General features: G+C 29.5%; 15 protein-coding genes. All 15 read left to right on the forward strand.

Annotated features, from left to right (window positions below):
- Position 1: 1 nt before the first annotated feature.
- The 15 genes from flhB (at position 2) to N4A55_RS13180 (ending at position 14,350) form a co-directional block, all read left to right on the forward strand.
- Positions 2 to 1,132 (forward strand): flagellar biosynthesis protein FlhB, encoded by a 1,131-nt coding sequence (gene flhB, locus N4A55_RS13110; protein WP_293757127.1) that lies wholly within the window; start codon positions 2 to 4, stop codon positions 1,130 to 1,132.
- Between the two features lie 5 nt (positions 1,133 to 1,137).
- Positions 1,138 to 3,180: a flagellar biosynthesis protein FlhA gene (flhA, locus tag N4A55_RS13115; RefSeq protein WP_293757129.1), complete on the forward strand. Its 2,043-nt coding sequence runs from the start codon at positions 1,138 to 1,140 to the stop codon at positions 3,178 to 3,180.
- Positions 3,177 to 4,328 carry a flagellar biosynthesis protein FlhF gene (gene flhF, locus N4A55_RS13120; RefSeq protein ID WP_293757130.1) on the forward strand — a complete coding sequence of 384 codons (1,152 nt, stop codon included), beginning with the start codon at positions 3,177 to 3,179 and terminating at the stop codon, positions 4,326 to 4,328. Before flhA ends, flhF begins: the two co-directional genes overlap by 4 nt.
- 2 nt (positions 4,329 to 4,330) lie before the next feature.
- Positions 4,331 to 5,218, forward strand: a complete 888-nt coding sequence (locus tag N4A55_RS13125; protein ID WP_293757132.1) for a MinD/ParA family protein — start codon at positions 4,331 to 4,333, stop codon at positions 5,216 to 5,218.
- Positions 5,219 to 5,228: 10 nt separating this feature from the next.
- On the forward strand, positions 5,229 to 5,897 hold the full coding sequence (locus tag N4A55_RS13130) for a flagellar brake protein (RefSeq protein ID WP_293757134.1): 669 nt from the start codon (positions 5,229 to 5,231) through the stop codon (positions 5,895 to 5,897).
- A 14-nt stretch (positions 5,898 to 5,911) separates the two neighbouring features.
- A complete protein-coding gene (locus N4A55_RS13135; protein WP_293757136.1) occupies positions 5,912 to 6,985 on the forward strand; it encodes a protein-glutamate methylesterase/protein-glutamine glutaminase in 1,074 nt (357 codons plus the stop codon).
- Position 6,986: 1 nt separating this feature from the next.
- Positions 6,987 to 9,041, forward strand: a complete 2,055-nt coding sequence (locus N4A55_RS13140; protein ID WP_293757138.1) for a chemotaxis protein CheA — start codon at positions 6,987 to 6,989, stop codon at positions 9,039 to 9,041.
- A 14-nt stretch (positions 9,042 to 9,055) separates the two neighbouring features.
- Positions 9,056 to 9,502, forward strand: a complete 447-nt coding sequence (locus N4A55_RS13145) for a chemotaxis protein CheW (protein WP_293757140.1) — start codon at positions 9,056 to 9,058, stop codon at positions 9,500 to 9,502.
- Positions 9,503 to 9,576: 74 nt separating this feature from the next.
- Positions 9,577 to 10,200: a chemotaxis protein CheC gene (locus N4A55_RS13150; RefSeq protein ID WP_293757142.1), complete on the forward strand. Its 624-nt coding sequence runs from the start codon at positions 9,577 to 9,579 to the stop codon at positions 10,198 to 10,200.
- A 3-nt stretch (positions 10,201 to 10,203) separates the two neighbouring features.
- Positions 10,204 to 10,689 (forward strand): chemotaxis protein CheD, encoded by a 486-nt coding sequence (locus tag N4A55_RS13155; RefSeq protein ID WP_293757144.1) that lies wholly within the window; start codon positions 10,204 to 10,206, stop codon positions 10,687 to 10,689.
- A 14-nt stretch (positions 10,690 to 10,703) separates the two neighbouring features.
- Positions 10,704 to 11,012: a hypothetical protein gene (locus N4A55_RS13160; protein WP_293757146.1), complete on the forward strand. Its 309-nt coding sequence runs from the start codon at positions 10,704 to 10,706 to the stop codon at positions 11,010 to 11,012.
- Between the two features lie 20 nt (positions 11,013 to 11,032).
- Positions 11,033 to 11,800: a FliA/WhiG family RNA polymerase sigma factor gene (locus tag N4A55_RS13165; protein WP_293757148.1), complete on the forward strand. Its 768-nt coding sequence runs from the start codon at positions 11,033 to 11,035 to the stop codon at positions 11,798 to 11,800.
- A gap of 12 nt (positions 11,801 to 11,812) precedes the next feature.
- Positions 11,813 to 13,417 carry a DUF342 domain-containing protein gene (locus tag N4A55_RS13170; RefSeq protein WP_293757150.1) on the forward strand — a complete coding sequence of 535 codons (1,605 nt, stop codon included), beginning with the start codon at positions 11,813 to 11,815 and terminating at the stop codon, positions 13,415 to 13,417.
- A 29-nt stretch (positions 13,418 to 13,446) separates the two neighbouring features.
- On the forward strand, positions 13,447 to 13,764 hold the full coding sequence (locus tag N4A55_RS13175; RefSeq protein ID WP_293757152.1) for a hypothetical protein: 318 nt from the start codon (positions 13,447 to 13,449) through the stop codon (positions 13,762 to 13,764).
- A 46-nt stretch (positions 13,765 to 13,810) separates the two neighbouring features.
- Positions 13,811 to 14,350, forward strand: a complete 540-nt coding sequence (locus tag N4A55_RS13180; RefSeq protein ID WP_293757154.1) for a DUF6115 domain-containing protein — start codon at positions 13,811 to 13,813, stop codon at positions 14,348 to 14,350.
- Positions 14,351 to 14,354 lie beyond the last annotated feature (4 nt).

Raw genomic sequence — 14,354 nt, forward strand, 5'->3', positions numbered from 1 at the left:
GATGGTCTATTTTCTGGAAAAAAAAATTGTTATAGATTATAATCTTCAATTTTTTGCTGGAAGTAATGATGGTGGAGAAAAAACTGAAAAACCTACAGAACGTAAAAGGACAAAAGCCAGAGAAGAAGGACAAGTTGCAAAAAGCATGGAAGTAACAACTGCGCTAATGTTAGTAATAATGTTTTCTGCGATTAAGTTATTTACTCCTTATATATATGAAAAACTACAGAATATGTATAAACATATATACTCAAAATTTAAACTAGCAACTGATGAGTTAACTATAAATTTTACTGTAGAAATAGTTAGATATACTCTTACTGGTATATTAGAAATATTACTTCCTTTTTTTGCTATTGTAGTAACAATTGGTTTGGTTGGTAATTTTCTTCAAGTTGGATGGAAACCATCAGCAAAAACAATGAAGCCGAAATTCAATAAATTAAGTCCTTTACAAGGTTTTAAAAGACTCTTTTCATTACGTTCATTAATGGAATTGTTTAAGGCATTGCTTAAAATAAGTATAATTATAGTTATTGTTTACTTCAGTATCAAAGGGAAAGAAGATCTTATACTATTAGTATATGATTTATCATTGCTTGATGGATTAAAATTGATGACTGACTTAGCTCTTGATATTGGTATTAAAGTAGGAGCATTTTATATTATTGTTGCTGTTGTTGACTACATATATCAAAGATATTCTTTGGAAAAACAATTAAAGATGACAAAACAAGAAGTTAAACAAGAGTATAAAGAAACAGAAGGTAATCCAGAAATCAAATCAAAAATTCGTCAGAAAATGCGAGAGGCTTCAATGAAGAGAATGATGCAAGATTTACCTAATGCAGATGTAATTATTACGAATCCAACACATTTTGCTGTTGCTATAAAATATGATAATGAAAAGTCATTAGCCCCTGTGGTAATAGCAAAGGGTGTTGATATATTAGCAGCAAAGATTAAAAGTGTAGCTATTGATAATGATATAGAAATTGTTGAGAATAAACCTTTAGCTAGGACTTTGTATTATACGGTTGATATAGGTAACGAAATACCTTCAGAGTTATATCAAACTGTAGCAGAGGTATTAGCATTTGTATACAATCTTAAAAAGAATAAGGAGGGCTAGGCATTATGAAGATAAAAGTCGGGGACATTGCATTAGGACTATTTGTTATTCTTGCTATTGTTATAATGATAGTGCCAATGAACACTCTCCTACTAGATATATTAATCACACTTAATATTACATTAGCATTAATTATTTTATTTAATGCTTTATTTGCACAAGAAGCATTGAATATGTCTTCTTTTCCAACATTATTACTTTTTATTACTATCTATCGTCTATCGTTAAACCTTTCTTCTACAAGGTCAATACTTACTAGTGGTGAAGCTGGTGATGTTATTGAGACATTTGGTACATTTGTTGGTGGAGATGATATTGTTGTAGGAATAGTTATGTTTATTATATTAATTATTGTTCAATTTCTTGTTATAACTAAAGGTTCAGAGAGAGTATCAGAAGTATCCGCAAGATTTACTTTGGATGCTATGCCTGGTAAACAGATGGCTATAGATGCAGATCTAAACTCTGGACTAATAGATGAAATGCAGGCTAAGGAAAGAAGAGCAAAGATTCAGGATGAAGCATCATTTTATGGTGCAATGGATGGTGCAAGTAAATATGTAAAAGGTGATGCAATAACAGGGTTAATTATTACATTTATTAATATTATAGGGGGTTTAGTTATTGGTAGTACCAGAGGAGGTCTTAGTATAAATGAAGCCTTCCAAAAATATACAATTCTTACAATTGGAGATGGACTTGTAAGTCAGATTCCGGCCTTGTTAATATCTTTAGCGACAGGTATATTAGTTACAAAAGTTTCCAAAGATGCAGAAGTTGGAGACCAGTTAATGCAACAACTATTCTCACTTCCAAAAGTATTATATTTTAGTGGAGGTGTATTAGTATTTTTAGGTATTTTTACTCCACTACCTTTTTTCATAGTTTCTGTAGCAGGTATTCTAGCAATAGCATCTGCTTGGAGAATGCAGAACAATATGCAAATTCAGGCAGTTGATCAAGAAATATCTACGGAGGATATTGAAGCTGAAGAGATTAGAAAACCAGAGAATGTTGTTTCTTTATTACAAGTTGACCCTATAGAGCTTGAATTTGGTTATGGTATTATCCCACTAGCTGATGTTAATCAAGGTGGAGATTTATTAGATAGAGTGGTAATGATTAGACGTCAGATAGCTCTTGAACTTGGAACCATTGTTCCTATTATAAGACTAAGAGATAATATACAGTTAAACCCTAACCAATATATAATTAAAATAAAAGGAATTAAAGTTGCTGAAGGAGAAATTATTTTTGATCACTATATGGCAATGAATCCAGGTTTTGTTGAAGAAGAATTAGACGGAATAGAAACAGTAGAACCTGCATTTAATCTACCAGCCTTATGGATAACTGAAAACCAAAGAGAAAGAGCAGAAACTATTGGGTATACAGTAGTTGATCCACCATCAATTATTGCTACTCATCTTACTGAAGTAATTAAAAAACATCTTGATGAACTTATGACAAGACAAGATGTACAGACTCTAATAAATAATGTCAAAGAAAGTAACCCTACATTAGTTGAAGAATTGGTACCAAAATTACTTAGCGTAGGTGAAGTACAAAAAGTTCTTATGAATCTATTGAATGAAGGAATTTCAATAAGGGATTTAGTTACTATCTTTGAGACATTAGCTGATAATGCTATTACCAACAGAGATACTGATATATTAACTGAATATGTTAGGCAAAGTCTAAAACGGGCCATATCATCCACATTTTTTGATGAAAGCGAAAGTAATAGTGTAATTACTTTGGACCCAGGTTTAGAACAAAAGATAATGGATAGTGTAAAGAATACAGAACAAGGTACATATTTGGCATTAGATCCAGAAATTACTGCTAAGATATTTAATTCTGTTGAGCAAGAAACTAATAAATTAAGTTCAATAGGTCGTACCCCCATATTATTAACTTCACCTATTGTAAGAATTTATTTTAGACGCCTTACAGAAGAAGGGTATCCAGATTTGATTATATTATCTTATAATGAATTGGATGCTAATGCAGAAATACAATCAGTAGGGATGGTGAGTATTGATTGAAAATAAAGCAATTTGAAGCAACTACAGAAAAAGAAGCTATGTTACAGGTCAAAGAAGAATTTGGCAAAGAGGCTTTAATAGTAAGCGTAAAAAATATTAAGCCAAGAGGGATTTTTAAATTATTTAAACATCCATGTGTTCAAGTTACAGCAGCACTCGAAGATAAAGAAGCTGCTGTAGTAAATGAAAACCAAATTATTGAAAAAAAAGTACTAGAAACAGAAGAAAAATATGATAATATATATAATTCCAAAGTGGTAGAAAACATTGAAGATAAACTTAATAAACTTGAACAGATTATTAGAAATGGCGAAAAAGATAATAATCTAATCATTGAAAAAGATCAAATATCTGAAAAAAACATACCGTTAATAAACCTAATATATAGTCAATTAATTAAGAATGAAGTTAATGAAAAAGTGGCAAACAAAATAATGTTTGGACTGAATGAGTCTTTATCAAAAGGTAATATAAAGATGAATGATTTGGTTTCAATAATATATAAAAGGATAATAAATGAATTAGGCGATATTGAAACGGTTGATTTTAGTGGTACAGGACCTAAGATTATTACTTTTATTGGTCCTACAGGAGTTGGTAAAACAACAACAATAGCAAAACTTGCATCTTACTTTGCACTGAATAATGATAAAAGTGTTGGATTGATTACTGCTGATACGTATAGAATTGCTGCTGTTGAACAATTAAGAACTTTTGCAAAAATTTTAAATATACCTGTTGAAGTGGTTTATAATAATGAAGATATAAAATCGTCCATTAAAAGATTTGAGGATAAAGATTTAATAATTATTGATACAGCAGGCAGATCTCATAAAAATAGTGAAAAATTAGACGATATGGAGGAACTATTGAGTCTTATTCCTAGGAATGAAGTATACTTAGTCTTAAGTGTTACAACTAAATATAAAGATTTAATAAGTATTGCTGAGAGTTATATGAATATAACAGATTTTAAAGTTATCTTTACTAAATTAGATGAGTCAATATGTGTAGGTAACATACTTAATTTTAGGTATAAGTTAGGAGTGAAGTTATCCTATGTGACATTTGGACAAAATGTACCTGATGATATAATAGAAGTTAATCCACATAACATTGCAAAAAGTTTATTAGGGGGCCAAGGATAACTATGGATCAAGCTATTAACTTAAGGAAGATGATGAGAAAAAAGCAATCATTTAGTAATAAAAGTTCTTCTAAAGTAATAACTGTAACAAGTGGAAAAGGTGGGGTAGGCAAATCCAATGTATCAGTTAATCTAGCCATTAATTTTAAAAAAAAGGGTAAAAGAGTGGTTATATTTGATGCGGATTTTGGACTTGCTAACATTGAAGTAATATTCGGTATTATACCTAAATATAATCTTTTTGATTTAATCTATAATGGTATGAAAATAGAAGAGGTTTTAACTTCAGGCCCCCTTGGAATAGAATTCATATCAGGTGGGTCAGGGGTGCAAGAGTTAATTAATTTATCCAAAGACCAATTAAATTTCTTGAACGAAAAATTACTAGAACTAGATCATTTAGCAGATATCATTATAATTGATACAGGTGCAGGTATATCAGATTCAGTATTAGACTTTATCGTTTCTTCTAATGAAGTTATTTTGGTAACTACACCAGAACCAACTTCAATAACTGATGCTTATGCTGTATTAAAAGCGTTGAAAAATAGAAAAAGAGAGGATTACAAATCTATAGATATTAACTTATTAGTTAATAGAGTATCCAATGAATCTGAAGGATTAGAGATATATAACAAACTTAATAAGGTTACCAATAAATTTTTAGGTATAGGATTAAATAATATAGGGTTTTTGCCACAAGATAGTTACTTAACAAAAGCAGTTATCAAACAAAAGCCTGTATCTATATTATATCCTAGTTCAAAAGTATCAAAAGCTTTTGAAGTTATAGCTAACAACTTATTGAACCATAGCACTTATAAAGCTAAACAAGATGCTGGACTTAGAAGTGTTTTTTATAATTTAATGAAATCTAAAAAGAACAAATAAGGTGATAAATATGAAAAACAAAGCAGTAGCATTAGGAGATAAGGTTGAAGTATCAAGATTAAAATTTAATACAAATGACACTTATAAGAATGAAAAAGTATATGTTAGTATAATACAAGATATTAATGACGATGAAATAATAATATCTGCTCCAGTTAAAAATGGAAAAATTATTCCGCTAGAGGTAGGAGCATCTTATGTATTATCTATATATACTAATAGTGGATTATATAAATGCAAATCCACAGTTAAGAATAGGTATAAGAAAAAAGAGCTGCACATGATTACATTGGAAGTTAAATCTCCAATGGAGAAAAGCCAAAGAAGACAATATTATAGGTTGGAATGTATTCTTCCTATTCTTTTTGCAGATATTAATGAAGATACATGGAGTGAAGGACTAATTGTAGATATAAGTGGTGGAGGATTAAGATTTACTTCTAAACGGAAGATGGATGCCAATACTATATTAAAGTGTAAAATAAAACTAAATAGTAATGATGAAGTAGATACTATAGAACTTAAAGGTAAAGTAATTTTATCTGATATAGTAGACTTTGAAGCAACGAAATATGAAACAAGAATTAAGTTTAATATTTCAAACGAGTACAGAGAAAAGATAATTAAATTTATCTTCGAAGAAGAGCGTAAGAGACGAAAGCGAAAAAAAGGACTGTGATGATTATGGGCATTATGAAGAAAAAAATACTTGTTATTGATGACTCTGCATTCATGAGAAGAGTTATATCTGATATAATTAAAAGTGATTCTAGGTGTGAGGTAATAGGAACTGCAAGAAATGGAAAAGAAGGGATTACAAAGATAAAAGAGTTAAATCCAGACGTTGTAACCCTTGATATTGAAATGCCAATTATGAATGGTTTACAGATGCTAGAGCAACTAAAAGTTCTTAAACTAAAAGTTCCAGTAATAGTAATGAGTACTTTAGCTATTGAAGGTAGACAAGAGACAATTAAAGCACTTGAACTTGGAGCAATTGATTTTGTAACTAAACCTCAAAACATATTTAAAGTCAATACAGAGGAAATGAAAAATAGGTTAATTGAAAAATTATTAATGGCAGTTAATGTTAATAATTCAGGAATATCACAATTAGAACCTATTAAAACAATGGAAAAAAGAACAAAAACGTTCATTCAAACTAGTAAAAAAGACTGTTTATGTAAAAATAAAATAGTTGCTATTGGTTGTTCTACTGGTGGACCAAGGGCTCTTCAATATGTCTTACCGTATTTACCTAGTAATCTAGATGCAGGGATTGTTATTGTACAACATATGCCAGCAGGATTTACGAAGTCTCTAGCTGACCGACTTAACCAATTAAGTGATATACATGTTAAAGAGGCTGAAGATGGTGATGTGATTGAAAATGGTACAGCATATATTGCACCAGGTAATTACCATATGAAGATAATTCAAGATAGTAATTGTAAGATGATTATAAGATTATCAAAAGATGAACCTTTTAGAGGACATAGGCCAGCTGTAGATGTAATGATGAATTCTTTGGTAGATATTAATATTAAAGATCTTACAGGTGTAATCATGACAGGTATGGGAAGTGATGGAACTGAAGGTCTTAATAATCTTAAAAAAAGCCATAAAATTCATATAATCGCTCAAAATGAAGAAACTTGTGTTGTATATGGAATGCCCAAAGCGGTTGTTGCTAAGGGTATTGCTGATGAAATAGTATCATTAGAATCAATATCAAACTCAATACTTAAGAAAGTGGGGGTGCTTTAATTTGGATATAAGCCAATATTTAGAAATATTTATCGAAGAATCAAAGGAACACTTACAAAGTTTAAATGAATCCTTATTGGAACTTGAAAAAAACACGGATAACGTAGAATTAATTAATGAAGTTTTTAGAGTTGCTCATACTTTAAAAGGTATGGCTGCTACAATGGGGTATAAACGAATGCAGAAGTTAACACATGATATGGAAAATGTGTTATCTGAAATTAGGAACGGAAGTATTAAAGTAGAAGCTAATCTACTAGACGTACTGTTTCAATGTTTAGATGCATTAGAACAATATGTTGATTTAATTGTTGAATCGGGTTCAGAAGGAGACAATGATAATCAAAATATTATTGATAAGCTTAACATGATATTAAATAATGACGTTCAAGAGTCTGATACTAATAATAATGCAGAGAGTACTAATGATACATCTGTAAAAGAAGAATTAATATCAGATTCAGAAAAAAGAAAACATATTAATATTAACTTTACTGATTTTGAAAAAAATGCAATCAGTAAAGCATATGAAGAAGATTTTAAGGTCTATGGAATAACTATCTATATAAGTGAAAGTTGTGTTTTAAAATCAGCTAGAGCTTTTATTGTATTTAGAACACTAGAAAAATTAGGACAAGTAATAAAATCATATCCCGTGGTTCAAGATATTGAAGATGAAAAATTTGATAATAATTTTTCTACTTTTATAGTAACTAAAGAGAATTCTTCTAATATAATAAAAGAATTAAGTTCTATTGCTGAAGTAACAGAAGTGTTAACAGATGAAATAAATATTATTAGCGAACAAAAACAAGAGGTTGTAGAACAACAAACTAACATAGTAGGTAATGATAGAAAAACTACTAAAGAGAATAACACTTCTAATAAAACTAATTTGTCTAAGCCAAAAACAAACAGAACTGTAAGAGTAGATATAGAAAGACTAGATACTCTTATGAATTTGGTAAGTGAGCTTATTATTATAAAAAACGGTTTAGAAACTATAGAATTAAAAAATACTAGCCAGAATTTTAATGAACAAATAGAATATCTTGAAAGGATAACCACTAATTTACATGATGCTGTTATGAAAGTTAGGATGGTTCCAATAGAACGTGTATTTAATCGTTTCCCAAGATTGATTCGTGACTTATCTAGAAAACTTAATAAAAAGATTGAATTACATATGTCTGGTGAAGAAACTGAACTTGATAGAACAGTTATAGATGAGATAGGAGATCCTTTAGTTCATTTATTAAGAAATGCCGGTGATCATGGATTAGAGACTCCAGATATAAGGGTGAAAGCTGGTAAAGACCCAGTAGGTAACATTGACCTTAGGGCTTATCAAGATGGAAATAATGTAATCATTGAAGTTAACGATGATGGTAATGGTATTGATGTAAATAAGATCAAAAATAAAGCTATAAGTAATGGTGTTCTATCAGCAGAGCAAGCGGATAGTATGAGTGATCAAGAGATCATTGAATTATTATTCAGACCAAGCTTCAGTACTGCAGAAAAAATATCAGATGTATCTGGCAGGGGTGTAGGTCTAGACGTAGTTAAGACTAAAATAGAGGCTCTTGGTGGTGATATTGAAGTTAAAACAGAACTTAATAAGGGCAGTAAGTTTATTATTAGACTTCCTCTTACACTTGCTATTATACAAGCTCTAATGGTTAATCTTGGTGAAGAAAAATATGCAATACCTCTAAACACTATTCAGAATATAGAGGATGTATTAATTTCTGATATCAAATATATTCAAAACCAAGAAGTTATTAATCTTAGAGGTCATGTAATACCAATTATAAGGCTACATGATAAGTTAGATATTCCAAGTGTTGATGCAGAGAAAGATTCTTTAACAGTAGTTATTGTAAATAAAGGAGAAAAACAAGCAGGAATAGTAGTTGATTCTCTAATTGGACAACAAGAGATAGTAATTAAAACACTAGGGAAATATTTAACTAATATCAAATTGATTGCAGGAGCTACTATACTTGGTGATGGTGAGGTTGCATTAATTTTGGATGTCAATTCATTAGTATAATAGGAGGGCCTAAAATGGAAGAAAATAAAAATCAAGATTTAATACAATTTATAGTGGCAAAAATTGGTCATGAACAATATGGAGTTAATATACAATTTGTACATAATATTGAAAGAATGTTAAAAATTACTAGGGTTCCAAAAGCACCATACTATATAAAAGGTGTTATTAATCTAAGAGGAGATATAATTCCCGTAATGAGTTTAAGGTTGAAATTTGGGCTAGAACTAGACGAGTATACCAATAACACAAGAATTATTATAGTAAAAATAGATGGTAATTCAATGGGACTGATTGTTGATGAAGTAAAAGAAGTCATGAACTTGACTGAAGAAGATATTGAAAAAATATCAAAAGATTCTAATGATGAGAAAGCTAATTATATTCAAGGTGTTGGTAAGATAGGAAATGAATTAGTAACGCTACTTAATATTGATGGCTTAATAAATACTAATGATTAAACGACTAAACTGACTAGTTATAATAGACTAAAAATAAATGTTTCATGTCTTATGTGAAGGGATTGGATGTTTTAATGAATAATATTAATATTGATACTTTAGATAATATACAGCTAGATGTTTTAAGAGAAATTGGTAATATTGGGGCAGGAAATGCTACAACTGCCCTCTCTCAAATGATTAACAAAAAAATTGATATGGGAGTACCTAAGGTTAATATATCTGAATTCAAAGAGCTATCAGAGGTATTAGGTGGTGCTGAAAATCAAGTTGTTGGAATACTTCTTAATGTTGAAGGTGAAATCAATGGTATGATGATGTTTGTACTTGAGAAGGTATCAGCACATAATTTAGTTAATATTCTTATGGCAAAAGAACTAAATACTTTTGAAGATTTTACTGAGATAGACTTATCCGCTTTAAAAGAAATAGGAAATATTATTACTGGTGCATATTTAAATTCATTATCATCATTAACTAATTTAAAAATCATATCATCTATACCATATATGGCTATCGACATGGCTGGAGCAATACTGAGTGTACCTGCTATTGAATTTGGTAAAATTGGGGACAAAGCATTATTAATACAAACAGAATTTGGCGAAGGTGAGGATAAAGTATTCGGTAACTTTATATTAATTCCTGATGTTAAATCCTATGGGACAATATTAAAATCTCTAGGGATAACAGAATAATATATGGAAGAGAAAATAAAGGTTGGGATGGCAGACCTTAATGTCTGTGCTTCCCCAAGTATACTGACAACCCTTGGACTAGGTTCATGTGTAGGTATTGTGCTATATGACCCATTTAAGAAGGTTGGAGGACTTGCACATATTATGCTACCCGATAGTACTCAGATAAAAAACAATAGCAATTTGGCAAAATTTGCAGACACTGGTATAAATAAATTAATTAATGATATGACTAAGATAGGTGCTAACAAAAATCGACTTGTAGCAAAGTTGGCAGGAGGAGCACAGATGTTCTCATTTAAAAGTAGTAATGATTTAATGAGAATTGGGGACAGAAATGTTGAGGCATCAGTTAAGATGTTAAAAAAGTTAGGAATAAAGATCCTTTCACAGGATACAGGTGAAAACTATGGTAGAACAATAGAATTTTATACAGAAAATGGAGACTTATTAATTAAAACAATTGGTAAAGACATAAAAATCATATAAGGATGGTAAGTAATATGGTTAGAAATTTACGTATCATAATAATGCTTATGGCAGGTATTATTGTTTGTATACTAGGTTTAATGAATAAATATGATATCAAAACACTAACTATTACAATGATTATCGTTTTAGCTATATTTTTCATCTTAGGTACTATTATACAAAAAATAATGAATAGGTTATATGCACAGGTAGATAAGAGAGAAAAAGAAAAGAAGATTAATGAGCTGAATAAAAACTTGGACAAAATCAATAATATTGATGACGATAATGAAGAAATAGAAGAAAATAATGAACCCGTAGAAGATGATAAAATAGACTAAAAACTTTAACGGAGGCTAAAATGGATGAGAAGAGTAGGGTAATATTATGGAAAAAGTATTCAAAAGAAAAATCATTTGATATAAAAGAAAAATTGATTATAGAATATGCACAATTGGTTAAAGTTGTAGCTGGTAGGTTAAATATGTATCTAGGTAATAATGTTGAATACGAAGATCTTGTAGGTTATGGTGTTTTTGGTCTAATTGATGCAATAGATAAATTTAATTTTGAAAAGGGAGTTAAGTTCGAGACTTATGCATCACTTAGAATTAGAGGTGCAATATTAGACAATATAAGACGTATGGACTGGATTCCAAGATCACTTAGGAAAAAACAAAAATTAATAGACAATGCTAATTCTAAATTGGAAAATGCTCTAGAGCGATTAGCTACTGATGAAGAAATAGCTTGTGAACTTGATATAACTCTAAAGGAATATAAAAAGTGGTTAAATCAAACGAAGTTATTAACGTTAACATCACTTGAAGAATATATTGAGCAAGGAAGCGAAATTAGAATTGAGCCTATGAACAAATCTAGGTATACGCAGCCTGAAAGAGTTGTTGAGAAAAATGAGCTTAAGGAAATTCTAGCTGAGGTTATTGATAATTTATTGGAAAACGAAAAGCGGGTTATAGTTTTATACTATTTTGAAGAACTAACGTTAAAAGAAATAAGTCAGATTTTAGAAGTATCTGAGTCAAGGGTATCTCAGATACATACTAAAGCACTAAAAAAATTAAAAATAAAGTTAGGTAATAATATGGAACTTTTAGCAGGTTTCTAGGGGAGTGATAATATGGATACCAATATTTATGATGGATATTATAATTTATTAAATAAAGAAGATGGTTTATATATTAAGTTGTTTCCAAGCAAAAATAATGGAAAAAACATAGAACTAGACGACATAGTTACTACATTGGAGAACAAGAATATTATTAACTTCAAAAAAGATCTATTAATCAAAGAATTAAATACATTAAAAGAAATAAAAGAATTTAGAATATCCGATTCTATCATAGAAATAATTAATGAGACTATGGATATAAATGTTTCTATGGATAAATTAAGTGTATATATTAGATTTTATCCTCCTATCGGAGAGGGGAAAACTCTATCAAGTGAAGACATAACTAGGAAATTGAAAGAGAAAAATATTGTATTCGGAATAGATCATGAAAAAATCGAATTAGCTAGGAAAAATAAAAAATATAATCAAGATATATTAATAGCAAAAGGATTAAAGCCTATAGAAGGAAAAGATGGTAGAATAGAATACCTGTTTGATACAGAGAAAAAATTAAAACCTCATATGAATAAAGATGGTACTGTAGATTACCATAAGCTTAATCTCATAACTAACGTAAATAGTGGTGATGAATTGGCAAGGTTAATACCAGAAGAAGAGGGGACAATTGGTAAAAATGTATACGGAGATGAAATACAACCACCAAAAGTAAAAGCTAAAAAATTATATTTTGGTAAGAATACAAAAGTAAGGGATAATACACTATATGCAATTAAAGATGGACAAGTAAAACTTGATGATGGAAAAGTATTAGTTCTAGATTATCTTGAAATTCCTGGTAATGTTGATAATTCTACTGGTGACATTGAGTTTTTTGGTACTGTTCTCGTACGAGGTAATGTGCTTACTGGATATACTGTAAAAGCTAAAGGTGATGTTGAAGTTAGTGGTGTTGTTGAAGGGGCACATATTGTTGCAGATGGAAATATTGTCCTCCATAGAGGGATACAAGGCATGGATAGAGGAGTTATTGAAGCAAAAGGTAACGTTATGGCCAAATATATTGAAAATTCCAAAGTAACTGCAGGTGGATGCATACACTCTGATGCTATTTTACATAGTGATGTTTCTTGTAAAGGGAATATTTTAGTAGATGGTAAAAAAGGATTAATATCAGGTGGAACACTAAGATCAGGAGTTGAAATTAGTGCTAAAGTAATTGGGTCTCATATGGGTACCGTAACTACGATAGATGTAGGTATTGATCCAACATATATAGATGAATTTAACGAATTACAAAAAGATATAAAGCAATTAACAAAAGAAGAACTTAAGTTGACTCAAATAATAAATCTATTGAATAAGAAAAAAAGGATTAACGGAGATCTTGATGAAGATAAAAAAGAGATGTTAATATCAGCTACTAGAAGTAAAATATTTGTAAGTAACAAATTAGCTAGCAGCAGGAAAAGATATGGTGAGATGGCTGATAATATTAATAATAAAAATATAGGTAAAGTTAGAGTATTAGGTGATATTTATCCCGGAGTTAGGGTATCTATTGGCAATGTAAAATATTATGTAAGAAAAGATATTAAATATTGTGTTATGTATCAAGATGGTGCTGATATAAAAGTTGCAAGTTATAATTAAATAAGAAAGATATAAGGGGAGGTAATACTATGTCAATAAGACCTCTAGATATGCAAGTCATGTTACCTAAGACTCAAGAGATTGCAAATATTAAACATCTTGACCAGCAAAAAGCTAATATTAATCAACATAATATAGCTCATTCCATGAATAGTAAAGTTGAGAATGAGACTAAAAATGTTGTCAAATCTAATGAAAATGAAAAGGCATACTCCAGATCAGATGCCAAGGAGAAAGGTAATAACAAGTACCAAAATAATAAGAAGAAAAAAGATAATAAAAAAGAAGGCTCTAATAAAGGTAAGAAAAATTATGTTGGAAGAACAAAAATAGATATTAGAATATAATTATTAAATGAAACGTAATATAAAAAATAATAAGAGGTAAACCTACATGGATAACATAAACATACTTGTGATAATTTTTATAATGATAGGAATCATATTTATAATATTGAGTTTTATACCTAAAGATAAAAAGGAAAAAAATATAATTGATGATAAAGTTGAAAACATCATACCAAATGATGAAGAAGCAGAAAATATAGACTTCAACAAAGATCAAGTTATGGAAGAAATAAGTAATAAAATCCTAGAGTTGAATGATTATTCTAGCTTTATTAAGCAAGAATTGAATGATAAACATAAGGAATTACTGTTTTTATACCAATTGATAAATGAAAAAGAAAAGAACATGAAGAAACTATCAAATATCAATAATATAAAAAAAGAAGAGAAACATCAAGAAGTTATTGTAGATACTCCAAAACAATTAGATTCAAAAAACATATCAAATGATATAAGAGATAAAAATGAAGAAATACATAATCTACATAGAAATGGATATTCGATAACAGATATCGCAAAAGTCATGGGACTAGGTAGAGGAGAAGTGAAATTAATATTAGAATTGGGTGTAACAAAAGAAAACTAAACTA

The organism is Vallitalea sp. (assembly GCF_025211055.1).
Lineage (GTDB): Bacteria > Bacillota > Clostridia > Lachnospirales > Vallitaleaceae > Vallitalea.